This is a genomic window from Mycolicibacterium palauense, from assembly GCF_002592005.1.
In the GTDB taxonomy this organism is placed as follows: Bacteria; Actinomycetota; Actinomycetes; order Mycobacteriales; family Mycobacteriaceae; genus Mycobacterium; species Mycobacterium palauense.
Map to the genome: position 1 here is coordinate 12702 of NZ_NVQF01000034.1, position 24399 is coordinate 37100.

General features: G+C 70.1%; 20 protein-coding genes. 6 read left to right on the top strand and 14 right to left on the bottom strand.

Annotated elements, in window-relative coordinates; genetic code table 11:
* Window positions 1-66 precede the first annotated feature (66 nt).
* Window positions 67-864 carry a dolichyl-phosphate beta-glucosyltransferase gene (locus tag CSR00_RS15120; protein WP_099023235.1) on the bottom strand — a complete coding sequence of 266 codons (798 nt, stop codon included), beginning with the start codon at window positions 862-864 and terminating at the stop codon, window positions 67-69.
* Between the two features lie 293 nt (window positions 865-1157).
* Between CSR00_RS15120 and CSR00_RS15125 the strand changes: the two genes are divergently transcribed.
* The 3 genes from CSR00_RS15125 to CSR00_RS15135 all read left to right on the top strand — a co-directional run bounded on the left by CSR00_RS15125 (window position 1158) and on the right by CSR00_RS15135 (window position 6986).
* Window positions 1158-2498, top strand: a complete 1341-nt coding sequence (locus CSR00_RS15125) for an oligosaccharide flippase family protein (RefSeq protein WP_099023236.1) — start codon at window positions 1158-1160, stop codon at window positions 2496-2498.
* A 1-nt stretch (window position 2499) separates the two neighbouring features.
* Window positions 2500-3741 carry a polysaccharide pyruvyl transferase family protein gene (locus tag CSR00_RS15130; protein ID WP_099023237.1) on the top strand — a complete coding sequence of 414 codons (1242 nt, stop codon included), beginning with the start codon at window positions 2500-2502 and terminating at the stop codon, window positions 3739-3741.
* A 131-nt stretch (window positions 3742-3872) separates the two neighbouring features.
* A complete protein-coding gene (locus tag CSR00_RS15135; RefSeq protein WP_141564366.1) occupies window positions 3873-6986 on the top strand; it encodes an FUSC family protein in 3114 nt (1037 codons plus the stop codon).
* A gap of 13 nt (window positions 6987-6999) precedes the next feature.
* Here the strand turns inward: CSR00_RS15135 and CSR00_RS15140 are convergent, their stop codons facing one another.
* From CSR00_RS15140 to groES, 4 genes are all read right to left on the bottom strand, one after another.
* The gene (locus tag CSR00_RS15140; RefSeq protein ID WP_099023239.1) at window positions 7000-7365 is read right to left on the bottom strand and encodes an Rv1352/Rv1906c domain-containing protein; all 366 of its coding nucleotides are present in this window, start codon (window positions 7363-7365) and stop codon (window positions 7000-7002) included.
* A gap of 55 nt (window positions 7366-7420) precedes the next feature.
* Window positions 7421-9787, bottom strand: a complete 2367-nt coding sequence (locus CSR00_RS15145; protein WP_099023240.1) for an arylsulfatase — start codon at window positions 9785-9787, stop codon at window positions 7421-7423.
* 180 nt (window positions 9788-9967) lie between these two features.
* Complete coding sequence (groL, locus tag CSR00_RS15150) at window positions 9968-11596, bottom strand: chaperonin GroEL (RefSeq protein WP_099023241.1); 1629 nt, start codon at window positions 11594-11596, stop codon at window positions 9968-9970.
* A gap of 98 nt (window positions 11597-11694) precedes the next feature.
* The gene (gene groES / locus CSR00_RS15155) at window positions 11695-11997 is read right to left on the bottom strand and encodes a co-chaperone GroES (RefSeq protein ID WP_003929249.1); all 303 of its coding nucleotides are present in this window, start codon (window positions 11995-11997) and stop codon (window positions 11695-11697) included.
* A gap of 238 nt (window positions 11998-12235) precedes the next feature.
* Here groES and CSR00_RS15160 point away from each other — a divergent pair, with 238 nt between their 5' ends.
* Entirely contained in the window at window positions 12236-13726 is a 1491-nt protein-coding gene (locus tag CSR00_RS15160) for an HNH endonuclease signature motif containing protein (RefSeq protein ID WP_218014494.1), read from the top strand.
* Window positions 13727-13740: 14 nt separating this feature from the next.
* On the opposite strand, the gene tsaD is transcribed toward CSR00_RS15160, so the two are convergent.
* The 9 genes from tsaD to CSR00_RS15205 all read right to left on the bottom strand — a co-directional run bounded on the left by tsaD (window position 13741) and on the right by CSR00_RS15205 (window position 22348).
* Window positions 13741-14766 (bottom strand): tRNA (adenosine(37)-N6)-threonylcarbamoyltransferase complex transferase subunit TsaD, encoded by a 1026-nt coding sequence (gene tsaD, locus CSR00_RS15165; protein ID WP_099023243.1) that lies wholly within the window; start codon window positions 14764-14766, stop codon window positions 13741-13743.
* The gene (gene rimI, locus CSR00_RS15170; RefSeq protein WP_099023244.1) at window positions 14763-15263 is read right to left on the bottom strand and encodes a ribosomal protein S18-alanine N-acetyltransferase; all 501 of its coding nucleotides are present in this window, start codon (window positions 15261-15263) and stop codon (window positions 14763-14765) included. The genes tsaD and rimI overlap by 4 nt, the downstream gene beginning before the upstream one ends.
* A complete protein-coding gene (gene tsaB / locus CSR00_RS15175; RefSeq protein ID WP_099023245.1) occupies window positions 15260-15925 on the bottom strand; it encodes a tRNA (adenosine(37)-N6)-threonylcarbamoyltransferase complex dimerization subunit type 1 TsaB in 666 nt (221 codons plus the stop codon). Before tsaB ends, rimI begins: the two co-directional genes overlap by 4 nt.
* On the bottom strand, window positions 15922-16392 hold the full coding sequence (gene tsaE / locus CSR00_RS15180) for a tRNA (adenosine(37)-N6)-threonylcarbamoyltransferase complex ATPase subunit type 1 TsaE (RefSeq protein WP_099023246.1): 471 nt from the start codon (window positions 16390-16392) through the stop codon (window positions 15922-15924). The genes tsaB and tsaE overlap by 4 nt, the downstream gene beginning before the upstream one ends.
* Window positions 16385-17500, bottom strand: a complete 1116-nt coding sequence (locus CSR00_RS15185) for an alpha/beta fold hydrolase (RefSeq protein WP_245906055.1) — start codon at window positions 17498-17500, stop codon at window positions 16385-16387. Before CSR00_RS15185 ends, tsaE begins: the two co-directional genes overlap by 8 nt.
* A complete protein-coding gene (alr, locus tag CSR00_RS15190; protein ID WP_099023272.1) occupies window positions 17493-18662 on the bottom strand; it encodes an alanine racemase in 1170 nt (389 codons plus the stop codon). The genes CSR00_RS15185 and alr overlap by 8 nt, the downstream gene beginning before the upstream one ends.
* Window positions 18663-18729: 67 nt before the next feature.
* Window positions 18730-20115, bottom strand: coding sequence for a glutamate decarboxylase (locus CSR00_RS15195; protein ID WP_099023247.1), 1386 nt, complete (start codon window positions 20113-20115; stop codon window positions 18730-18732).
* A 10-nt stretch (window positions 20116-20125) separates the two neighbouring features.
* Window positions 20126-21541 carry an NAD(P)H-hydrate dehydratase gene (locus CSR00_RS15200; protein WP_099023248.1) on the bottom strand — a complete coding sequence of 472 codons (1416 nt, stop codon included), beginning with the start codon at window positions 21539-21541 and terminating at the stop codon, window positions 20126-20128.
* Between the two features lie 60 nt (window positions 21542-21601).
* Entirely contained in the window at window positions 21602-22348 is a 747-nt protein-coding gene (locus CSR00_RS15205; protein WP_099023249.1) for an SDR family NAD(P)-dependent oxidoreductase, read from the bottom strand.
* 100 nt (window positions 22349-22448) lie between these two features.
* Here CSR00_RS15205 and CSR00_RS15210 point away from each other — a divergent pair, with 100 nt between their 5' ends.
* The gene (locus tag CSR00_RS15210) at window positions 22449-22823 is read left to right on the top strand and encodes a hypothetical protein (protein ID WP_099023250.1); all 375 of its coding nucleotides are present in this window, start codon (window positions 22449-22451) and stop codon (window positions 22821-22823) included.
* Window positions 22824-22964: 141 nt separating this feature from the next.
* Window positions 22965-24395: an alkaline phosphatase PhoX gene (locus tag CSR00_RS15215; protein WP_218014495.1), complete on the top strand. Its 1431-nt coding sequence runs from the start codon at window positions 22965-22967 to the stop codon at window positions 24393-24395.
* Window positions 24396-24399: the final 4 nt, after the last annotated feature.

The following is a 24399-nucleotide window of genomic DNA, read 5'->3' on the forward strand; positions in this document are numbered from 1 at the left end:
ATGTGGGGCGGGCCCCGGGGTCGGTTCGATTCGACATTCGGGGTGATGTGGACATGTCGACGGCTCCTAGGACGCGACCGCGGCGGGCATCGCGCCGGCGTAGCGGCCGCAGAGGTCTCGATACCGCAATGCGGCGACGTCGCGCAGGAAGCGAAGCGACTCCCGGCCCGGGCTGACCTTGGAGCCCGGGGCCTCGATCCAGCGGACCGGGATCTCCTCGATTCCGATGCCCCAGCGCTGGGCCAGCCAGAGGATCTCGAGATCGAACGAGAAGCCGTCGACGCGGGACGCGCGGAACAGGGCCTGCGCCGTTTCGCGCGTGAACAGCTTGAAGCCGCACTGCGTGTCCTTGATCCGCACTCCCGTGACCTTCCGGACGCCCCCGCGCAGTGCCGCGCTGATGAAGCTGCGCAGGCGGCCCCGGCCGCGCTCCTCGGCCCCGGCCGCCGCCCTGGAGGCCACCGCGACGCCGACACCCTCGATCTTCTCGTCGATGGCCCGAAGCAGCCTGTCGAACTCCTCGATCGGCGTCGACATGTCGGCGTCGCTGAACAGGATGTACCGTCCCCGCGCCGCGATCACGCCGTCGCGAACGGCTGCGCCCTTGCCGCGGTTGATCCCCGGTTGCAGGACGGTGACGTTGGCAAGGCGAAGCGACCTGACCAGATCGGCCGTGCCGTCGACGCTGCCGTCGTCGGAGACGATCAGTTCCCAGGCGAGCCCGGAGGAACACAGGTGGGCCGAGATCGCACCGATGGTCGGCACGATCCGGTCGTTCTCGTCGAACGCCGGGATCACCACCGATACGTCGGGGGTGCCCGTCAGCTTCGTGTCGCGCCAAGTCTGGAAGTCCGAGTAAGTCATCCGAGTGGTCCTTTCGTCCTGCACCGAAACGTAGGGACGGCCCTTCAAGAAGACTTCCGGTGAAACATCAAGTGATCGGCAAGGTTGCGGCAAGCCCGCTCGGGGGTTCGCGGACCCCGAACCTCACACCCGCGAATACCGTTCACAGCGAGGAGATTCCGACCATGATCCGGTCGTCCGGCCCCGCTCCGGCACACGGCGGCCCGGCCCGGCCCGAGCCACGGACCGACCTTGACGATTTCTTGAGACGGCACAGCGGATGCGCTTGAGGACCGACCCCGAGCATGGTTGGCGTGGTGATCACGGAAGCACCGGCCGCGGCCGGCTCGGCCCGCACACGGGCACCCGCGGAGAATGCCGGCTTCGCCCGCCGGCAACTGAGCGGTGCGCTGATCCTCAGCGTGACGATGCTCGGGGTCAGCGCGGCCAACTACCTGCTGAACCTGCTGCTCGCCCGTTTCCTCACGCCCGTGGAGTTCGGCGACGCCAACCTCGCGGTGAACATGGTGCTGGCCGCCGCCGCGGCCGCGGCCACGCTGCAACTCCTGTCGGCCCGCACCGGCGCGATCGACGACCCCGCAGGGATCGAGGCACGCCGCAGACTGATGCGCTGGGCCTGGGGTGTCGGCGGGGCCATCGGAATCGGGCTGGTGCTGGGGTCGTCGTCGCTCGCCCACACCTTCAACACGTCCACCCCCGTACTGTTCGCCGTGATCGGGCTGGGACTTCCCGTGTACCTGGCGCAGGCCGTCCTGCGCGGCGCGCTGCAGGGCGACCTCCGGCTGGGACGGCTGGCGGTCACCTACGGTGTCGAGGCGGCGGCCAGGGTCGGGATCGCGCTGATCATGCTCGCGCTCGGCCTCGGGGTGATCGGGGCTGCGGTGGCAATCTCGCTGTCGTTCGTGGCCTCTGCGCTCGCGGCTCGTCACCGGAGCGCGACCACCGCCGCGGATGCGCAACCCACGCCCTCCCCCACCGCGGCCAAACCCCCGGGACTGGCCGCGGTGTCGGTGGCCGCAACCATCCTGCTCGTCGGGCAGGTCGTGATCGCCAACGGGGACGTCATCCTGGCCAAGGCGGTGATGGACCCGCAGGCGGCGGGCACCTACGCGGGGGCCGCGGTCATCGGGCGCGGACTGTATTTCCTGTCCTGGGCCGTCGTCCACAGCACGTTTCCCGTCGTCGCGCGGGCCGAGAGCACCGAGGAGCGGCGCCGGGCGTTGATCCGTGCCCTGGCCATGGTGGTGACCACCTGCGTGGCCGGCGTGGCCGGGCTTGCGCTCCTGGGTGGGCGACTCGCTCCGCTGCTGCTGGGGCACGGCTACGGGGAGGCCGCCGAGGTGCTGGTTCCCTACGCGGTGGCCACCGCACTGTTCGCCGTGGCCAACCTGGTCGCCAGCCTCGACCTCGCCATCGGCCGCCGGCTGGCGCCGTCGGCCCTGCTGCTGGGCGCTGTGCTGCAGACGCTTCTGCTGCTCACGTTCGGCACCACCCCCATGTCCATGGTGGTGGCCCAGGTCGTCGCCATGGCCGCAACCGCGGTGCTGGTGGGCGCGGCCCACCTCTGCGACAATCGGACCGACCGGCGGATCTCCCGGCCAGCGGAGAGCGCCGACGAGCACGGAGATCGATGAGATGACCGCCACCACAGGCAGCACGCACCAGGCGGCCCGGTTCCCCGGTACCGACTTCGGCTCGACACGGCGCCCACGGCGCAGTGTCCTGTTCCTGGGAACCCACGGGCAGGCCAACGTCGGCGACGAGCTGTTGCTCGAAACCTTCCTCACCGAGCTCGGTGCCGACCACACCTACGCGGTCAACTCCTATGATCCGGCCGCGACCACCGCGCAACTGGCAGGCCGCTTCGACGTGACGGTGTTCGACACTGGGTCGGATCGCCTCGGACTGCTCCGCAGCCTGTGGCGCTGCGATGTCGTCGTCTTCGGTGGCGGGAACATCCTCAAGGAGCTCTACCGCTCGGTGGGCAGGTGGAGGTACTCGACTCTGACGATGGTCCTCGCAGTCGTGCTGCTGGCCCGGCTGATGGCCAAGCCCGTCCTGATGGCCAACGTCGGAATCGGGCCCGTGACCTCCGTCCCGGGCAGGGTGTTGGTTCGGGCCATCCTGCGACTCGTCTGGCTCATCTCGGTGCGGGACGAGGGGTCGTTTCGCTTCGCCGTCTCGGTCGGCTGTGTCGGGCACAAACTGCGACTCGTCCCGGACGCCGTCTGGGCACGCGATCCTGAATCCCTTCGCGGCCGCACCGATCCCCGGGGGCGCGCGCAGGATCGTCCGCTGCGGATCGCGCTGAACCTGAACAAGGACGTCGATGCGGCCGACCAGTGGGGCCGGTTCCTCGATCTGCTCGTCACCGCGCTGGACGACGTGGCCGACACGCACCGCGTCGAATTCCACGCTCTCCCCATGCAGTGCGGCTACAAGAGCGGAACCGACCTCGAGGTGTTGAAGGAGGTGCTCGGACGCCTGGACGCACCTGTGCATATTCACGCGCCCACCGATCATCGGCAGGTCGCCGCCATCATCGCCGGCTGCGACGTCGTCGTCAGCGAGCGACTGCACGCCATCATCCTGTCGGTTGTGCTCGGATGCCCCGTCGTCGCGCTGCCCTACGACGTCAAGGTGCGCGAGCTCGCGACCCAACTCGGGGTCGAGAAGCGATCCTTCGATGTGTCCGCCGATCTGGACCCGGCCGCACTGGCGACGGCCATCCTGGGAGCCTCCGACGACCCGGGTTCAGAACGGGACCGGATGGCGGCCGTGGTGGCCGCCAAGCGGCGTGAAGCCGCTGCCGGGTTCGCGGCCGTGCGCTCCTGGGTCGCGTCCCCGGCACGAACGTGGGAGCTTCCCGGCGCGTGACCACCGCCGCCGAGCCGTCCGAGGGCACTGGTTCCCCCTGGACGCGGCGTGCGCGCGACGAGCCCCCCGGTACCGCGGGCCGACACCGATCCCTTTTCACCGCAGACCAATTCGCGCACCAGCGTGTCGCGGTGGTGGTCTGCGCACTGTATTTCGTCGCGAGCTTCGTGGTCTTCCGCGATGTGGCCCTCGCGATACCCGACGTCATCTCCGGCAAACGCGTGCTCGTCGGCGACGAACTCGTTCCGTTCTTCAATCCCAGCAGCCAGCTGCTCGAGCAGGCCCAGGGCCAGTTCAACGAACTGACCAACGGATACGAGTTCCGGGTCAGGTACTCGTTTCTCACCACGTGGTTGCGGCACTACATGGTGCTGCCTTTCGCCGTGCTGCTCGTGCTCCCCACCATCGTCAGCGCCGCCTATGTCACCACGTCGTGGTTCATACGGCGCAGCTTCCCCGCCCTGCCCGCGACGACGGTCTACCTGGCCACCGCCGCACCCACCGCCCTGATCTACATGATCATGATCTACGCCAAGATCACCCACTTCTACACGTTGGTGCTGGGCCTGTGCCTCATGACGATCAGCGCCTTCCTGATGCTCGACGCGTTGCTGTTCCGCCAGCAGAGGTGGGGCCGCCGGATGATCGCCGCGTGCCTGGTGACCCTGTTCAACCCGGCGGTGCACTACCTGGTCCTGTTCGCCCTGTTCCTGGGCTTGGCGGTGGTGACGCTCGTCCTCGGCGAGGTGGCCAAGTTCATCCGCTCCGGCGGGCCGGGCGGACTCTGGCGGCGGTTTCGGATGCCGGTGCGGATGCGGTGGGCCCGGCTGAGTGCGGCCCTCGCATCGGCGGGGCGCACCGGCAGGGTGCGTGCGGCACTGGTGCGGATGAACGGCACGACGACCGTGAAGTGCGGTTGGGCACTGGCCACACTGGTGATCTTCGCCCTCGTGCCCTACGCCCTGTTCGTGAAGTTCGTTGCCCTGCGGGGGGTAAGCGACCTCTCCGAAACGGTGCCGGGCGACTACTACTTCATCCGCGACGCGTCGGTGTCGCTGTTGCACATCCTGTCCTGGGATCTCGCCGGGATCATGGACAAGATCAACTTCGGCGACTACCTCGCCAAGGTCCCCCGGGTCTCGAATATCGTCTACACCGTCCTGATCCTCGTCCCCATCGCAGTTCCACGGGTGCGCCGTACGTTGCTCACCTCCCGGCCACAGCGCCAACTCTTCGGCGTGATCTATGTGAACGTGGCGTTCGCGGTCTGGGCCACCGTGGGTTACGGCGACCCGACCTGGTTTCCCACCTTCCACCGTTCCGTGGCGGCGCTGACGCGTTCGGTCGCGGAGCTCAATTCGACCGCGGGCGACGCCACCCTCGCGATTGCCTCGACGGTCGTACAGGTTCTGCGATTTCCCCACCGCTTTCAGCTGATCCTGTTCATGCTGGCACCGCTGCTGCTGGCCCTGTCCCTCGCCTGGGCGCTGGGTGCACTCGGCCGGAGGACGGAGCATCTGCGCGGCGCTCCGGGCCGTCGGCGCGGCCACGACCGGAAGCGCCCACGTCCGGCCGGGAGCACGGCGGCGGCGGTGCCGGTGGCCCTGACGATTGCGCTGAGCCTCGGTCTCTTCGCGCCGTTGCTGTCCAACGAGAGCTACCGCTCGGCGTACGCGACCGGTGATTTCGACGATTTCCTGTCGGCCTACCCGCTGGACGATCTGAAGGACCTGAAGAACGAACTGGTCACACTGCCGAAGGGCAAGACCGTGGTGTTGCCGCCCACCGAGACCGCCAAACTGGTCGTCGGCCCGGATGGGGTGCCCCACAAGTTCATCGACAAGTTCTACATCTACTATCTGGACCAGCCGAGCTTCTACTACGGCCTCACCGGGGACAAGAAGAACAAGTTCGAGTTCTTCCTGCTGTTGCGCGCCCTGTACTACAAGCAGGACTGGTGGGTGGACATCGCCCGCGACATGGGCCTGGAATACATCGTGCTGAACAAGCAGATCGAGAACAACCGTGGCGTCGGCGCCGAGTACCTCCCCGACATCGAGACCTACCTCAGGGACGGCATCGAGGCGGTCCCCCAGCACGCGAGGCAGCTCTACGAGAACGACAGCTTCGTGCTGTACAGACTGGAGGACCCGGCGCCCCCGGACCGGCCGGTGCTGCTGTTCGACACGTCCTGGAACGGCTTCCTGAACACCGTTTTCGACCGTCTGGATCTGAGCCGCTGTTATGACTTTCAGTACATCTCGGATTTCGGGGGCAGCGCATCCGGAGAGCCGATCAACCTCATCACGACGGACCCGCGGGAGGCCGCACTGGACATCTGGTCGGTCGACCATCCGGGGAGCTTCTTCGCACCGACCACCAACGGCAACGCGTTCAACTCCGACGTGGTCACCTCGGCCTACTACCTCTCGCCGATGTTCCGGCTGTTCTTGATGTTCTCCTTCACCAAGTTCAACCGAACCGAGATCGTCACGCCCGGCATCTTCGGCACCCTGATGGGTTCCTTCACCGGACTGCCCAGGGCAACCCAGGTCAAGGTACCCGTGCGGGTACCCGACGCCGGCCGATACCGCGTCCTGATGCGCGCCGCTGCCACCGCCAACGATCTGGAGGTGACATCGAAATCCCTTGGGCTGCAGAGCGGAATGGAGCTCCGCTCACCGCCCGACGCGCTCCAGGTGTTCGGCAAGCAGATCGTGTACGACCCCAACCGCACACCCACACCGGTGTCTGCCCTGTCGGTCCCCCAGCTTGAGAAGCTCATCCCCGACAAGCTCATTCCGGTGAACCTACGCTACGCATACCAGGACCTCGGGGTGGTCACCGCCGAGTCCGGGGCGCACACCGTGGTGATCGACAAACTCGATGACAATCCGATGCTGCTGGAAGGTCTGCTTCTCGTCCCGGAGGACGAGTACCAGCGGGTCGGCCTGCCCCCGTCGGTGCACGTGGTGGACAACGTCGACGATCTGGACTGCTCGGAGAGATCGGACGTCCGCTCCGGGATACTCGAATCCGCCGACGCCGTCGGCGGCGAGGTCAACCAGGGGCCCACCCTGGAACAGCTGCTGGAGTTGCTCGGCGGCATGGACGACCTGAAGACGGCCGAACCCGGCGGCACGGGGCAACGATGGCTGCACCTGGGAGCGACGATTCTGTTGGTGTTCGCGGCCCTGGCGGTGATCCGCCGGCGCATCCGGCGTGGGCCGGAGGCCGACGACTGATTGCGCTCGGCGTTCAGGTGACCCGGGTCCAGGGTTGACAGTTCCGCGACTCGAAGGCCCTGACGGTGGAGTTGATGTTCGCGTACATCGGACCGAGGGAGATGTTCGTGGCGACCACGTTGTCCTTGTTCCCGTCGGGCGTGCTGTAGGTGAACCACAGGCACATCGAATCCTGCGTCGGCACGTCGTTGATCCACACTCCGAAGGCCGACGCGGTGCCGCCGGTGCGGTAGAGGCCCGGCGCGATGCCGGGTCCGACGAGGAAGAACCCGTTGCCCGGGATCGGGTCCATCGGGTCCGCCGCAGCCGGTGGCGCGAACGCGATCGCGGCCGCGGCGGCGAGCCCGGCCGCGGCGTGCTGGAGGCGCGGTGAGGGCACCTTCCCTCCTCGTTCGCGTACCCGATTCCACCAGCAGCGTACTACCGTCGGGCGACTACTGACGGGCCATGGCCACGCGGGCCTCGGCCTTCCTGGTCTCGTCGGGATCCTCGTGTTCCGGATCGCCCAGGGCGACCCTGACGGTGTGGATCGCCCCGGTATACCGGTACGGCGGCGCGTACCGCTCCGAGATGGCCGAGCCGGGGTTGCGTCCCACCGTCATGCCGCCGCCGATTCCCACGGCCAGCGGGATCGTGACGTCGAAGTCGGCCTCGCCCACCAGGGTGTCGTCGACGAACAGACTGGCGTGTCCGGGAGTTCCCTTGCCGTGCCTCACATCCGGAGCGCCGGTCGGCGTGAACCGGTACCGCAGCGTATGCCGGCCCGGGCCGATCGGCTCGCCGGAGACCACGTGGAGCTCCTTGATGCCCACGTAGTTGTGGACGTAGTGCAGCTTGCCGCCCTCGACGAACAGGGCGTAGCCGCCGACACCGCTGCCGTGGCAGAACAGCACTCCCTCGTCGCCGTCGCAGATCTCGGCGTCGACGGTGATCGTGTGCGCGCGATTGAGCACCTTGGCCGCCACGTTCTCGGGAACCACCTGGGTGCCGGGGAAATACACGAATTCGTCGCGCTGGGCGCTGATCTGCGGCCGTTCGTCCGCGAAGCGCATGGTGCCGCGACTGTCCAGCGGCAGTACGTTGTACTTGCCGGCCTCGGTGTACCACATGGCGATCATCTCGATCAGACGCGGCCGTTCCCGGTCGGCCAGGTTGTGGGTCTCGGCCGGGTCCACGTCGACGTGATAGAGCTCCCACGACGTCGCATCGATCTCCCGCAACTTCTCGTCGGTCAGTTCCAGCATGCCGAAACCGACTCCGGCCTCGGCGAACGAAGGACCGGGGAACGGGCAGACCGCACGCCATCCGTCGTGGTAGAGCGAGCGGTGGGCGAACATCTCGAAGTACTGGGTGTGGTGTTTGGTCGGCGCGTCGGCGGCGTCGAAGGTGTGCGCCATGCTGACGCCTTCGATCGGCGACTGGGTGACTCCTCGAACCTCGTTGGGCGGCGCCAGATTCAGAGCCTCCAGGACGGTCGGCACCATGTCGATGGCGTGCGCGTACTGGTGGCGCACCTCGCCCTTGGCCTCGATCCCGGCCGGCCAGTGCACCAGGAAACCGTCGGCCACCCCACCGCGGTAGGTCTCCCGCTTCCAGCGCCGGAACGGGGTGTTGCCGGCGAAGGTCCAGCCCCACGAGTAATGGTTGAAGTACTTCGGGCCGCCGAGATCGTCCAGGGCGGCGAGGTTCTGCTGCAGGTCGTCGGGAACGTTGTTGAAGAACTTGTTCTCGTTGACCGAACCGTGCGGCCCACCCTCGGCGCTGGCCCCGTTGTCGGAGATCACCATGATCAGGGTGTTGTCCAGCTGACCGATGTTCTCCAGGTAGTCGAGCACCCGCCCGATCTGGTGGTCGGTGAACTCGAAGAACCCGGCGAAGACCTCCATCATCCGCGCATACAGCCTGCGTTCGTCGGCCGACAGCTCGTCCCATCTGGCCACGTCGGGGTCGTGGCTGGACAGTTCGGCGTCGGCGGGCAGGATGCCCAGTTCCTTCTGGCGCGCGAACACCCTCTCCCGGTAGGCGTCCCAGCCGTCGTCGAACCGGCCGCGGTACTTGTCCGACCACTGCTTGGCCACCTGGTGGGGAGCGTGGTTGGCACCGGTGGCGAAGTACAGGAAGAACGGCTTGTCGGGGGCGACCTGCTTGAGGTCGGCGACGAACTCGATGGCCCTGTCGGCGAGATCCTCCGACAGGTGATACCCCTCCTCGGGAGTCTTGGGCGCGTCGACCTGGTGGTTGTCGAAGACCAGGTCGGGATAGTACTGGTGGGTGTCGCCACCGAGGAAGCCGTAGTAGCGCTCGAAGCCGCGGCCCAGCGGCCAGCGGTCGTACGGGCCTGCGGCACTGACCTGCTCGGACGGGGTCAGGTGCCACTTGCCGATGCAGTACGTGGCGTAGCCGTGCTGCAGCAGCATCTCCGAGAGGAACCCGTTCTCGAACGGAATGGCACCGTTGGACCCCGGGTAGCCGGTGGAGCCCTCGGTGATGCACGACATCGCGTTGGAGTGGTGATTGCGCCCCGTCAGCACGCAGGACCGGGTGGGCGAACACAGCGCGGTGGTGTGCATGTTGGTGTAGAGCAGGCCGTTGGCGGCCAGCCGGTCGAGGTTGGGGGTGTTGATCGGCGAGCCGTAGCAACCGAACTGACCGTAGCCGGTGTCGTCGAGCACGATGAACAACACGTTGGGCGCACCCCGCTCGGCGCGCAGCGGTGCCGGCCACGCGGGATCGGATTCACCGACGGTCCGGCCCATCCGGCCCGGGAAGGTGGTCCCGGGCTGATACTCCGTCAAGCTCATCTCGCTGCTCCTTCGCCATCGCCGGCTGGAACCGCCGTCGGCCCGTGCCGAAGTCGATGCTATCGGTGGGCACATCGATGCCGTGGTCGAAAGAGAACCCGGGCGCCCGGCGGCCGCGAACACGACAGAAGAACACCCCCGGCCCATCGGGACCGGGGGTGTTCTCTCGTGCTTCGCTTCTCAGTGGTGGTGGTGATGACCGTGGCCGTGGCCGTGGTCGTCCTCCTCCTCCTCTTCGGGCTTCTCCACGATCGCGGTCTCGGTGGTCAGCACCATCCGGGCCACCGACGCGGCGTTGAGCACCGCCGAGCGGGTCACCTTCACCGGGTCGATGACACCGTCGGCGACCAGGTCGCCGTAGACCAGGGTGGCCGCGTTGAAGCCGTGCCCGGCGGGCAGCTCGGAGACCTTGCTGACGACGATGGATCCGTCGAGACCCGCGTTGCTGGCGATCCAGTACAGCGGGGCCGTCAGCGCACCGGCGAAGACGTCGACGCCGAGCGCCTCGTCACCGGAAAGCGTCGACTTGAGCTCCTCGAGCTTCTTGCGGGCCTGCACCAGGGCGGAACCGCCGCCGGCGATGATGCCCTCCTCGACCGCGGCCTTGGCGGCGGCCACCGCGTCCTCGACGCGGTGCTTGCGCTCCTTGAGCGCGGTCTCGGTGGCCGCGCCGACCTTGATCACCGCGACGCCGCCGGCCAGCTTCGCCAGTCGCTCCTCGAGCTTCTCGCGGTCCCAGTCGGAATCGGAGGCCTCGATCTCGGCGCGCAGCTGCTTGGCCCGGGCCGCGACGGCCTCGTCGGTGCCGCCGCCGTCGACGATCACGGTGTCGTCCTTGCTGACCACGACGCGCCGGGCCGATCCGAGCACCTCCAGGCCGGCCTCACGCAGCACCAGCCCCACGTCGGGGTTGACCACCTGCGCGCCGGTGACGACGGCCAGGTCCTCCAGGAACGCCTTGCGGCGGTCACCGAAGAACGGGGCCTTGACCGCCACCGCCTTCAGCGTCTTGCGGATGGCGTTGACGACCAGCGTCGACAGCGCCTCGCCGTCGACGTCCTCGGCGACGATCAGCAGCGGCTTGCCGGCCTCGGCGACCTTCTCCAGCAGTGGCAGCAGGTCGGGCAGCGAGCTGATCTTGTCGCGGTGCAGCAGGATCAGCGCGTCCTCCAGGACGGCCTCCTGCGAGTCGAAGTCGGTGACGAAGTAGGCCGACAGGAAGCCCTTGTCGAATCCGACGCCGTCGGTGATCTCCAGCTCGGTCTGCAGCGTGGAGGATTCCTCGACGCTGACCACGCCGTCGCCGCCGACCTTGGTCATCGCCGCGCCGACCATCTCGCCGACCTCCTCGTCACGCGAGGACACGGTGGCGACCTGGGCGATCGACGACTTCTCCGAGACCGGGGTGGCCGAGTCCAGCAGCGCCTCGGAGACGGCGTCGCCGGCCTTGGCGATGCCCGCGCCGAGCGCGATGGGGTTGGCGCCGGCCGCGACGTTGCGCAGGCCGCTCTTGATCAGGGCCTGGGCCAGCACGGTCGCGGTGGTGGTGCCGTCACCGGCGACGTCGTTGGTCTTGGTGGCCACCGACTTGACCAGCTGGGCGCCCAGGTTCTCGAACGGGTCGTCGAGGTCGATGTCGCGGGCGATGGTCACGCCGTCGTTGGTGACGGTCGGGCCACCGAAGGCCTTGGCCAGCACCACATGCCGACCACGCGGACCCAGGGTCACCTTGACCGCGTCGGCGAGCTTGTCCACGCCGGCCAGCATGGCGCGGCGGGCGGTTTCGTTGAACTCAATCTGCTTGCTCATAGGAGTCTTTCTCTATCGAGACGTTCGGTACTACGTGATCCGCCCCGGACATCGCCCGTGCCGAGGCACGGGGATCTCCGGGGCGGACACGGTTCGCCTTACTTGGAGACGACAGCCAGCACGTCGCGGGCCGACAGGATCAGGTACTCCTCGCCGTTGTACTTGATCTCGGTGCCGCCGTACTTGCTGTAGATGACGACGTCGCCCTCCGACACGTCCAGGGGGATCCGCTTCTCGCCATCCTCATCCCAGCGGCCGGGGCCAACTGCGACGACTGTGCCTTCCTGCGGCTTCTCCTTGGCGGTGTCGGGGATGACCAGACCGGACGCGGTCGTGGTCTCGGCCTCGTTGGCCTGTACGAGGATCTTGTCCTCGAGTGGCTTGATGTTCACGCTCGCCACGATGGAGCCCCTTCACTCAAATGTTAGGTGTGTGTGTTCGGCAGTGGCCCGTACCCTCGCGCCGTCGTCGCGGGTGCCGACACCAGGGTGGTTCCAGCTGCCGCCTAGCACTCTATACACGAGAGTGCTAGCACTCAAGGGTGGGTGGGCACCGGGCCCGTTTTGATTGCTGACAGCGAACACGCGCGGCCGCCCGATGACAGGCCCGATGTCAGACCCCGGTTCTACTATCGAATGTATGTTCGATATGCCGGTGGAGCCGGCGGACCTCGCCGAGGCCGACGACGCCGCGGTGATCACGGCGATCACCGGCTGGAAGCGCGTCGCCGCGGCAGCCGAGGCCCGCAAACTGGCCGCCATCGCCGAACTGACCCGACGCCGCGAACCCGCCGAACACCCGGACTGGGCTTGTGACGATTGGGACGCGACCGCCGCCGAGATCGCTGCGGCTCTCAACACCGGTCACGGACGCGCCCTGGGCCAACTGGAGCTCGCCACCACGTTGCGGGACCGATTGCCCCGGGTCGGCGCCCTGATGATGGACGGGCAACTCAGCGCCCGCACCGTCGCCGTCATCGCCACCCGCACCGCGTTGATCACCGACCCTGACACCCTGACCCGCCTGGACGCCAAGGTGGCCGAACGTGCCGCCTCCTGGGAAGCACTGTCCGAGGCCAACCTCAAGGCGCGCGTGGACTTCTGGGTCGACACACTGGACCCGGGCGCCGTGCGCCAGAACCGCGCCCGCGCTCAAAACCGCGACATCCACATCGGCGATCCCCAGGACGCCGACAGAGCTACCACCAGCATCGCCGGCCGACTGCTGTCCCCCGACGCGGCACTGCTGGACCAACGCCTGACGGCCATGGCCCGAGGCGTCTGCCTCGAGGACCCCCGCACCCTGGCCCAACGCCGAGCCGACGCCCTCGGCGCGCTGGCCGCACACGCCACCCATCTGGCGTGCCGTTGCGAAAGTCCCCACTGCCCCGCCGCCACCGACGACGGCCGCGCCTCGAGCGTCGTCGTGCACGTCGTGGCCCAGACCACGACCACCACCGCCGACCCGGACCCGCTCCTGCACGGTGAACACTCACCCGCAGCCGATACTGCGACCCCGCCGACCCCACCACCCGGGCTCATCCTCGGCGGCGGGATCATCCCCGCACCGCTGTTGGCAGAGTTGATCGCCCATGGCGCCAAAACCCGCCAGGTCACCACCCCCGGACCTGCCGCCGAACCCCGCTACCGACCCGGCACCGCGCTGGACGAATTCGTCCGCACGCGTGACCTGACCTGCCGCTTCCCCGGCTGCAACTGCCCCGCCATCCACACCGACCTCGACCACACCACCCCTTGGCCCGCCGGAAACACCCACGCCGGCAACCTGAAAAATTACTGCCGCCTGCACCACCTGCTAAAAACCTTCTGGCCCGACTGGACCGAACACCAACTCCGCGACGGCACCCTGAACATCACCACCCCCACCGGCCACACCTACACAACCTCACCCGGGGCCGCGCTGCTGTTCCCCGCCTGGAACATCACCACCCCGGCACCTTCGGCCACAGCAGCCTCTTCGGCCTCAGCGAACCCCCCACATCCCGGGCGGACCCTGATGATGCCCCGGCGCAAACGCACCCGCGCTCAAGCTCGCGCCTACCGCATCGCCGCGGAACGCGCACTCAACGACGCCCACGTCGCCGAACGAAACCGGCCTCCGCCCTTCTGACCACCTCAGGACGGTCAGGCAACCTGGCCGCGCACCACCGGCAGGCCCGGATCGCTGGCCACCCCCAGCGGGGAGGGCGCGGCCCCGGCGGCCAGCAGGTGCGCGGCGAAGGAGGCGATCATCGCCCCGTTGTCGGTGCACAGCCGCGGTCGCGGCACCCGCAGCGTCAATCCGGCCTGCGCGCAACGCTCCTCGGCCAGCTCCCGCAGCCGCGAGTTGGCGGCCACCCCGCCGGCGATCAGCAGGGTCGACACCCCCAGATCGGTGGCGGCGCGCACCGCCTTCATGGTCAGCACGTCGGCGACGGCCTCCTGAAAGCCCGCCGCGACGTCGGCGGTCGGTGCGTCGGGATGGGCCTCGACGTAGCGCGCGACCGCGGTCTTGAGCCCGGAGAAGCTGAAGGCGTGCCGGTCGTCGCGCGGGCCGGTCATGCCCCGCGGAAACACGATCGCGTCGAGGTCACCGGTGCGGGCCAGCTCGTCGAGCACGCGTCCACCCGGGTAGCCCAGACCCAGCAGGCGCGCGACCTTGTCGTAGGCCTCCCCCGCGGCGTCGTCGACGGTGCTGCCCAGTTCGACGATCGGTTCCCCGAGGGAGCGCACGTGCAGCAGATGGGTGTGCCCGCCGGAGACCAGCAGACCGACGCTCTCGGGCAGGGGCCCATGGTCGTAGACGTCGGCGGCCAGGTGCCCGCCGAGGTGGTTGACCGCATAGAACGGGACATCCCAGGCCGCGGCGTAGGCCTTGGCGGCGGCGACCCCGACCAGCAGCGCACCGGCCAGGCCCGGGCCGATGGTGGCCGCCACCACGTCGGGCCGGCGCACCCCGGCGGCGGCCAGCGCCCGGCGCATCGTCGGCCCCAGCGCCTCCAGGTGCGCCCGCGAGGCGATCTCGGGCACCACTCCGCCGAACCGGGCGTGCTCGTCGACGCTGGAGGCCACCTCGTCGGCCAGCAGCGTGACGGTGCCGTCGGCGCCGAGGCGGGCGATGCCCACGCCGGTCTCGTCGCAGGAACTCTCGATGGCAAGGATGACGGTCATGATTCTCGCCGCATCGTATAGGCGTCGGCGCCGCTGCCCTGGTAGTAGCGCTTGCGCAGGCCAACGCGGGAGAAACCGACGCTCTCGTACAGCGCGATCGCGGAGTCGTTGTCGGTGCGCACCTCCAGGAAGACCGCACCGCCGGGACCGGCCGAATCGGCGAAGCCCAGCAGGTCGGCCAGCAGCCGGCGGCCGATGCCGCGGCCCTGGAAGTCCGGATGCACGCCGATGGTGTGCACCTCGTGTTCGAACGGGGCCCGCCGGCCCAGCCGGGCGATCCCGGCGTAGCCGACCAGCCGGCCGTCGGCGCGGGCGGCCACGTAGTGGTGATGCGCTTCGCGCACCGCCTCGCGGAACGCCCGGGCCGGCCACGGGTCGTCGCCGGCGAACAGCAGGCGCTCCAGCTCCGCGCAGGCCTCGGCGTCGGAGCCGGTGAGCGGGTCGATCACCACCGGACCCGTCTCAGGTCCCGGCTCACGGTCGGGGCCGCCGGTCATCGCCCCGCCCGCCGTTCGGCCAGCGTCTTGGCGTCCGGCCGGCGCAGATACAGCGGCACCAGGGCCGCGGGCGGGGCGTCCCAGTCACCGACCGCGGCGGCCAGGCCGGCCGGCGACGGGTGCTCGGGCCCGGTGACGGGCAGCCCGAACAGCGCGGCGTGGGCCGCCGATCCGGCGACCACCGCCACCCCGTCGAGGGGCACGTCGGCCGGTGCGCACACCGCCGGTTCGCCGGTGCGCCGCCCGTCGCGGTAGCGCGCCCAGTACACCTCGCGGCGGCGCGCGTCGGTCACCACCAGCAGATCGGCGGGCAAATCCGCCCCCGCCGGCGCCGCCCCGGCGGCGATCGCGTCGAGGGTGCACACCCCGAACACCGGGACGTCCAGCGCGTGCCCGTAGGCCGCGGCGGTGGCCATACCCACCCGCAGACCGGTGAACGGTCCCGGCCCGGTCCCCACCACCACGGCGCCGATATCGGCCATCGTCACCCCGGCCTCGGCCAGCGCGGCCAGCACGTTGGGGGTCAGGCATTCGGCGTGCGCGCGGGCGTCGACGGTGCGCTTGTCGGCGAGCACCTCGGGCTCGCCGGCGGCGCCGACCCGCACCAGCCCGGCGGTGACCGCCGGAGTGGCGGTGTCGATGGTCAGCACGACCCGGGTCATGCGAGGCTCCAGGACCACATGGCGGTGCGGGTCTCCGAATCGGGCGCGCGTTCCAGCCGGATGTCCAGGTGCCGCTCGGAGAGCCGTTCGGCCAGCCCCTCGCCCCACTCGACCACCACCACGGCGTCGTCGAGGTCGGTGTCGAGGTCCAGCGAGTCCAGCTCGCCGAGCAGGTCCGACCCGGGGTGGTCGAGCAGCCGGTAGACGTCGACGTGGACCATGTCGGGGGCCCCGGCCCGGCGTGCGCGGTGCACCCGGGCCAGGACGAACGTCGGCGACGTGACCGGGCCCTCGACATCCATCGCCGCCGCGATCCCCTTGGCCAGCACCGTTTTCCCGGCGCCGAGCGGACCGGAGAGCACCACCACGTCCCCGGCCCGCAACCCGCGCCCCAGCCGCTGCCCCAGCGCCACGGTGTCCTCGGCGGTGGCCAACTCTGCGGTGCCCGCCGTCGTCGCGTCAGCCACGGGCCCGCACCCGGTCGCGCAGCCGGCGGGTGAACGCCACCAGCCGGTTGGGCATGGCGTGGTTGATCAGTCGCAACAGCGCGTCGTTGATCGGGTCGGGCTGCTCCAGCTGCACCAGGTGGCCCGCGCCGCCGACGACGAGCAGTTCGGCCCGCGGCAGTGCCTCGGCCATCTCCTCGGAGTGCTCGGCGGTGGTCAGCCGGTCGGCCGAACCGCAGGCGATCAGCGTGGGCACCGCGGCCAGCACCGCCAGGCCGTCGGCCTCGTCGTGCACCCCCAGTGCGTGCAGGAAGCCGACCATGGTGGCCACCGGGGTGTCGTGGATCATCTGTTCGGCGTAGCGCACCACCGTCGGGCTCACCGCGTCGTCACCGAAGGAGGCGGCCTGCAGGATCGGCGCCAACACCGAGCGGACGGCGCCGCGGCCGCGGTGAATCAGGTTGGGCGCATACCGTGCGGTGAACCGCGCGGCCTCCAGGGCCGGGTTCTGCAGGATCTCCCCCAGCGGCGAGCGGTCCAGCCCCTCGGCGGCCGAGGAGATGATCGCCGCACCGACCACGTGCGTGCCGTACTGGGCGGGGAACTGCCTGGCGTGCGAGAGCACGGTCATCCCGCCCATCGAATGACCCACCAGCACAACCGATCCGGTCGGCGCGGTCACCTTCAGCACGGTGTCCAGGTCCTGCCCGAGCTGGGGCACGGTGTAGGTGTCCGGCGACGCCGAACCCGACGCGCCGTGCCCGCGCTGGTCGTAGAACACCATGCGCAGCTGGTCACCGCAGACCTCGGCGAGGTCACGACGCTGAAAGTAGAAGGCGCCCATGTTCATACAGAAACCGTGCGCGAAGACGACGGTGAGCGGAGCGTCGGGCGGGCCGACCTCGCGCACCGCCAGGTCCACCCCGTCGGGTGTGGTCACCACCCCACCGGGATCGGAGTCGAAGAGCCCGAAATCCTCGTCGCGGTAGGGGTCCTCGATCGGCGCTCGGCGAGCCACCTTGCGCGCGGCCGAGGCGCCGGCCACGGTGCCGACCGCGGTCAGCCCGGCCACGCCGGCCAGCCAGCCCGCTCTGCGTCGGCTGGCCAGGTCGATGCGCTTGTCAGACACCGGCGCCGGCCTCCCGATAGACCCGGATGACGCGCCCGCGCGGACTGGTGACCACCTCGTAGTCGATGGTTCCCAGGAGTTCGGCCCAGTCCTTGGCCAGCGGCTCGCCGGCGGCGCCGGGGCCGAACAGCACCGCGGTGTCGCCGGTGGCGACCCGGGCCGGTCCGGGCCCGAGGTCGACGACGAACTGGTCCATGCAGATCCGTCCCACGCCGGGATACCGGCGACCGTTGATGAGCACCTGCAGACGGTTGCCCAGCGATCGGAACAGCCCGTCGGCGTAGCCGATCGGCAACAGCGCCACCCGGGTGTCGCGCTCGGCGATCCAGGTGTGCCCGTAGGACACGCCCTCGCCCGCGGCCACCGGTTTGACCATGGCGACCGGGCAGGTCAGCGTCATGGCCGGGACCAGCCCCCGATCGCCGTGCTGCGGGACCGGATCGAGTCCGTAGACCGCGATACCGGGGCGCACCAGGTCGAAGGCCAGATCCGGGCGGGTCAGGGTGGCCGGCGAGTTGGCCAGGTGCAGCACCTCGAAACGCAGGCCCCGCTCGGCGGCGTGCGCGGCCATCTCCCGGAACCGCCGCGCCTGCAGATCGTTGATCGGGTTGTCCGGTTCGTCGCCGCTGACCAGATGCGACATCAGGCCGCGCGGGGTGACGGCCCCGTCTGCGGCGGCCCGGGCCAACGCGGTCACCAGGGCGGGAAACTCGGCGGCCGACACCCCGTTGCGGTTCAGGCCGGTATCGACCTTGAGGGTGAGCGCGGCGGGCGTCCCGGCGCGTGCCACCCCGTCGAGCAGCTCGGTGAGCTGCCGCAGGGAGGACACCGCGATCTGCACACCGGCGGCGACCGCGGGAGCGAAGTCGGTGCCCGGACCGTGCAGCCAGGCCAGCACCGGGGCCGTGATCCCGGCGCGGCGCAGTTCCACCGCCTCGGTGACGGTGGCCACGCCGAGTTCGGCGGCACCGGCGGCCAGCGCGGTGCGGGCCACCTCGACGGCGCCGTGACCATAGGCGTCGGCCTTGACGACGGCCATCACCTCGGCGGCGCCGGCGCATTCGCGCAGGACACCGACGTTGTGTGCGATCGCGCCGAGGTCGACGACCTTGGCCGGGGCCGAATGGGCGGCCGGGGCCGAACTCGTGGGCGCACCGTTCATCGTCATAGTCACCGCCCCCGATTGTCCCAGAACCGGCGCCCAAACCCCGGAACAGGGGTTGTCCGGCTCAGTGCGCGAAGTGCTGTTCGGTGGCAAACCCGCCCGGCTTGAGCTGGTCCAGCTTGCCGAGCACCTCGACGAGGTCGTCGCGCAGCGCGCGGGCCAGGTTGGCCGACAGGCCCTCGCGCACGACGATGCGCAGCACGGCGACGTCGGTGGCGTCGTCGGGCATGGTGTAGGCGGGCACCTGCCAGCCGTAGCCGCGCAGCATCGCCGAGATGTCGAAGACCGAGTACTCGGCCCCGTCGACCAGGCGGAACGACACCACCGGAATGGCCGAACCGTCCGAGATGACCTCGAACATCGGCATCTGCTCCAGTTCGTCGGCGATCCAGCGGGCCGTCTCGGACAGGCACCGCATCACCTCGGTGAACCCGTCACGGCCCAGTCGCAGGAAGTTGTAGTACTGGCCGACCACCTGGTTGCCCGGCCGGGAGAAGTTCAGCGTGAAGGTCGGCATGTCGCCGCCCAGATAGTTGACCCGGAAGACCAGTTCCTCGGGAAGGTACTCGGCGCTGCGCCACACCACGAAACCGATCCCCGGATAGGTCAGGCCGTACTTGTGGCCGCTGACGTTGATCGACACCACCCGCGGCAGCCGGAAGTCCCACACCATGTCCGGGTGCAGGAACGGCACCACGAACCCGCCGCTGGCGGCGTCGACGTGCACCGGCACGTCGGGCCCGCCGCGCCCGGCCAGCGCGTCGAGGGCCGCGCAGATCTCGCCCACCGGTTCGAGTTCCCCGGTGAACGTGGTGCCCAGAATGGCGACCACGCCGATGGTGTCCTCGTCGACGGCGTCGATGACCTGCTCGGGGGTGATGACGTAGCGCCCCTCCTCCATGGGCAGGTAGCGGGCCTCGACGTCGAAATACCGGCAGAACTTCTCCCAGACCACCTGCACGTTGGAGCCCATCACCAGGTTGGGGGTCCGCCCCTTCCAGTCGTCGCCCTGTCCGGAACCCAGCCGCTGGCGCCAGCGCCACTTCATCGCCAGCCCGGCCAGCATCACCGCCTCGCTGGAGCCGATGGTCGACACACCGGTGGCGCTGGCGGGGTCGTCGTCACGCAGGTGCTCGGCGTGGAAGAGATCGGCCACCATGCACACGCAGCGCTGCTCCATCGCCGCGGTGACCGGGTACTCGTCCTTGTCGATCATGTTCTTGTCGAATGTCTCCGACATCAGTTGGCCCGCTTCGGGATCCATCCAGGTGGTGACGAAGGTGGCCAGGTTGAGCCGGGAGCTGCCGTCGAGCATCAGTTCGTCGTGGATGAAGCGGTAGGCCGACTCGGGGTCCATGGCCTCGTCGGGCAGCCGCAGCGCCGGCAGTGGGGCCATGGCGAGCCGGCCGGTGTAGGCGGGCCTGGGATTCGACGAGTGTGGTGTGGGCATGGATACCTTTCTAGAGGATGGTGGCCAGCGCCGAGCGGATATGGGCCTGGATTCGGGAGGACGACGTGGGCACCGGCGCCGGACCCGGGTCGGCCGCCGACAGGCCGGCGGCGCGGGCGTGCACGAACGCGGCGGCGGCGGCGGCCTCGGCCGGCGGCAGCCCCGCGGCCAGCAGTGCCCCGATCATCCCCGACAGCACATCCCCCGAGCCCGCGGTGGCCGCCCACGACTGGCCCGCCGGATTGAGGTACACCGGCCCGGCGGGGTCGGCGATGACGGTGACGTTGCCCTTCAGCAGCACCGTGGCGCCCAGGTCTTCGGCCAGCGCACGGGTCTCGCCGATGCGGTCGGGGCCCACCGAATGCCCGGTCAGCCGGGCGAACTCGCCGGCGTGCGGGGTCAGCACCGTAGGTGCGTTACGGGCGCGGACCAGTTCCGGACGGTGCGACAGCAGCGTGAGCGCGTCGGCGTCGACGATCACCGGGAGATCGGTGGCCAGCACCGCGGCCAGCGCGTCGGACGCGTCGTCGGCGGTGCCCATGCCGGGCCCCACGGCCCAGGCCTGCACCCGCCCGGCGTCGCCCAGTTCCCGGACGGCGATCACCTCCGGCCAGTGCGAGACCACCTCTGCGGCCGCGGTTCCGGCGTAGCGGACCATGCCCGAGTGCGACGCCACCGCCGCCCCGGTGCACAGAATCGCCGCACCGGGGTAGGTCGCCGATCCGGCCAGCACGCCGGTCACGCCCTGGCTGTACTTGTCGTCGACCCTGCCGGGCACCGGCCAGCGTTCCCGCACGTCGGCGTCCTCGAAACCCCGGATGTCGCTGGGCGGCAGATCCAGGCCGATGTCGATCAGCTCCACCCGGCCGCAGTCGGCCAGGGCGTGCACGGGTTTGAGCCCACCGAAGGTGACGGTGAGCGCCGCGTGCACGGCGGGCCCGCTGGTCGCCCCGGTCCACACGTCGATGCCGCTGGGAATGTCGACGGCCACCACCGCGGCATCGGTACCGCCGAACACCGCCGCCGCCTCGGGACGCAGCGGGCCGTGCCCGGAGATGCCGACCACCCCGTCGATCACCAGATCGGTTGTCGGCGAGACGGCCTCGACGACCCGGCCGCCGGCGGCCCGGAACGCGGCCAGCGCGGCGGGATGGGTGTGCTCCGGGCGCATCAGCACGGCCTCGGCGGCGGCCCCGCGCCGGCGCAGCAGCGTCGCGGCCCACAGCGCATCCCCGCCGTTGTCACCGGAGCCGACCACGGCGCACACCCTGCGGCCGGCCACCCCACCACAGCGCCGGCGCAGCTCACCGGCGACGGCGCCGGCCAGCGCGTGGGCGGCGCGGCGCATCAGCACACCTTCGGGCAGGGCCGCCAGCAACGGCGCCTCGGCGGCGCGGATCTGCTCGGCGGTGTAGTAGTGCCGCATCGGCCCCAGATTACGTGGTGGACCCCCGGTCCGGACGGACGACGAGGAGGTCTGTGTCGCTCAGCGCACCTCGGAGGGCTGGACCCACTCGTTGGGGCGCAACAGCACGACCTCGGGCACGATGCAGGCCCGCGACAGGCGGGTGGTCAGCCGGACCGTCTCGGCGACGTCCCGCGGGGTGATCATGCCCTGGGCCGCCGCGCCGCCGCTGCGATAGGCGTCGGCCATCGGGGTGTCGACGAGTCCCGGGCAGATCGCGGTGGCCTTGATGCCCTCGGCGGCCAACTCGTCGTGCAGGGCCTCGGTGAACCCGACGACGGCGGCCTTGGTGGCCGAGTAGGAGGCCAGTGTCGCCTCGCCGCGCTTACCCGCGTTGGAGGCGGTGTTGACCACCTGCGCCGAACCACGCAGGGCCACCGCCTTTCTCAATAGGCCCAGGCACTTGTCGGTGAGCAGGATCACCGCCCTGATGTTGACGTCGAACTGCGCGTCGAGGAACTCGGCGGTGATCTCACCGACCCGGCGGTGCCCGGAGACACCGGCGTTGTTCACCAGCAGGTCGAGTGCGCCGTGGCGGGCGGTGTGGCGCGCGGTGATCTCGTCGAGGAACGTCTCGTCGGCCAGCGAACCGGCCAGCCAGTCGACCGCCGCGCCGCCCGTACCGGTCAGCGTCTCGGCGAGCGCGGCCAGCTTGGCGGCATCGCGCCCCACCAGCGTCAGCGCGAAACCCTCCTCGTGCAGGGCGGTGGCGATGGCCGTGCCGATCCCCCCGGAGGCACCGGTCACGATGGCACTGCGGGAAGTCATCCCGGAATTAGACACCGAAGAACGGCGACGTGCGCGCCGAGACGGCAACTTCTGTACACAACGCCCGAGTGGGCCCGTCACTAAGTACAGTTTCGGCGCAATGGCATACGGCTATCACCAGCACCCCTACTCCCCGCCGCCGCAACCGGAGCGTTCGGGGGCGGATCTGGCGGCGTCGATCGCCCTGCTGGTCCTCACTCTCGTCGCGTGGGGGCTGGCCGCCTTCTTCGGCATCTTCATGGTGGCGTTTCTCGACCACTGCCCGCCCACCACCTGCAGCATCGACGGCGCGGTCACCGCCGTCGGGACCACGCTGCTGGCGGCGGCGGCCATCGCCGTCACCGGGTCGGTGGTCACGATCGTCCGGCTGGTGCGCCGCCGCACCGGGTGGCCGGTGGCGCTGGTGACGCTGGGGCTGTGCGTGCTGGCCTATCTGCTGGGCGGTCTGGCCTACGGCGCGGCCGTCGGGGCCTGACCGACCCGGCGGCGTCAACAGCGCGACAGACCGCGTTGGGTCCGGCGTCACTGCCGCGACACCACCGGCTGGGAGGGTTTTCTGGCCGCCCGGCGCCCACGGTGCGGCGATCCGTCCGCCACCGTCATCGAGGAGCACCCCGTGGCTTTGAGCCGTCGCGACATGTTGGCCGTCTCCGGCCTCGGCCTGGTCGGCGTGGGGTTGGCCGGCGCGTTCACCGGTTGCGCCAACAACAGCGCGCCGTCGCCGAGCAGCACCAGTACGGCCGCCGCCGGTGGTGGCGGCGCCCGGGGCGGCTGGGGCCCGCTGACCGAGGCCGGGCAGGAGCTGGCCCTGCCCCGCGGCTTCACCTACCGCACCTTCGGCGCGGCCGGAACGCCGATGAGCGACGGGTTGCCGACCCCGGGCTGCCACGACGGGCAGGCCCTGTTCGACGGCGGCAACGGCCGGCTGCGGCTGCTGCGCAACCACGAGATCGACCTGGACATCCCCGGCGCCACGCAGCGGGCCATCGCCCCGCGCAGGGCCTACGACCGGGCGGCCCCGGCCGGGGTCACCTCCTCGCTCTACGACCCGCGCTCGGGGCAGTTGGTGGAGAGCTTCCTGGTGCTCAACGGGACGCTGTCCAACTGCAGCGGCGCCCCGACCCCGTGGGGGTCGTGGCTGACCTGCGAGGAGACCACCGACGGGGTGGGCGCCGGCTACGAGCAGCCGCACGGCTACGTGTTCGAGATCCCGGCCACGGCCACCGGACTGATCGAACCGGTGCCGCTCAAGGCGATGGGCCGCTTCGAACACGAGACCGCCCCGGTGGACCCCGACACCGGCATCGTCTACATGACCGAGGACAACAACGACCCCGGTGACGGCTTCTACCGTTTCGTGCCGAATCAGCCGGGCAAGCTGGCCGCGGGTGGGCGGCTGCAGATGCTGGCCGTCACCGGCGACAAGGAGTACGACACGGCCACCGGTCAGCGGGTCGGCGAGGTGATGGACGTGCACTGGGTGGACATCGACGAGCCCGACCCGTCCGACGCCGAGGACAACCCGGCCGCGGTGTACGCGCAGGGCCGGGCCAAGGGCGGTGCCCGCTTCTACGCGCTGGAGGGCTCGGCCTGGTCCGACGGCGGGGTGACGTTCGTGGCCAGCGAGGCCGGCGACGCCGCGAACGGCCAGGTCTGGCGCTACGAGCCCACCGGCGCCGACACCGGCACGCTGCGGCTGCTCTACGAGTCGACGGACCCGCAAACCCTCAATCAGCCCGATTCGGTGACGGTGTCGCCGACCGGCGCGGTGTTCATGGCCGAGGACGGCGACGGTGAGGACGAAGACGGCGGCGACAACTGGCTGCGGGTGCTGACCCCGTCGGGCACCGTCGCCGATCTGGCGCGGGTGATCGAGCCGCTGGACCTGCACACGTGGAACGCCGAGGACTTCCCGGAGCCCGGCGCGACCGGCGCCAGCGAGATGGCCGGACCGGCGTTCACCACCGACGGAAATCTGCTGTTCGTCAACGTCCAGTACCCGGGTGTCACGACGGTGATCACCGGGCCCTGGACCCTCCCCAGCTGAGCCG

Bases quoted from the DNA above. Each gene is read 5' to 3' on its own strand.
- CSR00_RS15210 (WP_099023250.1), top strand. From the start codon at position 22,449: ATGGCATACGGCTATCACCAGCACCCCTACTCCCCGCCGCCGCAACCG.
- tsaB (WP_099023245.1), bottom strand. From the start codon at position 15,925: ATGACCCGGGTCGTGCTGACCATCGACACCGCCACTCCGGCGGTCACC.
- CSR00_RS15130 (WP_099023237.1), top strand. From the start codon at position 2,500: ATGACCGCCACCACAGGCAGCACGCACCAGGCGGCCCGGTTCCCCGGT.
- groL (WP_099023241.1), bottom strand. From the start codon at position 11,596: ATGAGCAAGCAGATTGAGTTCAACGAAACCGCCCGCCGCGCCATGCTG.
- tsaD (WP_099023243.1), bottom strand. From the start codon at position 14,766: ATGACCGTCATCCTTGCCATCGAGAGTTCCTGCGACGAGACCGGCGTG.
- rimI (WP_099023244.1), bottom strand. From the start codon at position 15,263: ATGACCGGCGGCCCCGACCGTGAGCCGGGACCTGAGACGGGTCCGGTG.
- CSR00_RS15160 (WP_218014494.1), top strand. From the start codon at position 12,236: ATGTTCGATATGCCGGTGGAGCCGGCGGACCTCGCCGAGGCCGACGAC.
- CSR00_RS15120 (WP_099023235.1), bottom strand. From the start codon at position 864: ATGACTTACTCGGACTTCCAGACTTGGCGCGACACGAAGCTGACGGGC.
- CSR00_RS15200 (WP_099023248.1), bottom strand. From the start codon at position 21,541: ATGCGGCACTACTACACCGCCGAGCAGATCCGCGCCGCCGAGGCGCCG.
- CSR00_RS15145 (WP_099023240.1), bottom strand. From the start codon at position 9,787: ATGAGCTTGACGGAGTATCAGCCCGGGACCACCTTCCCGGGCCGGATG.
- CSR00_RS15195 (WP_099023247.1), bottom strand. From the start codon at position 20,115: ATGCCCACACCACACTCGTCGAATCCCAGGCCCGCCTACACCGGCCGG.
- alr (WP_099023272.1), bottom strand. From the start codon at position 18,662: ATGAACGGTGCGCCCACGAGTTCGGCCCCGGCCGCCCATTCGGCCCCG.
- CSR00_RS15205 (WP_099023249.1), bottom strand. From the start codon at position 22,348: ATGACTTCCCGCAGTGCCATCGTGACCGGTGCCTCCGGGGGGATCGGC.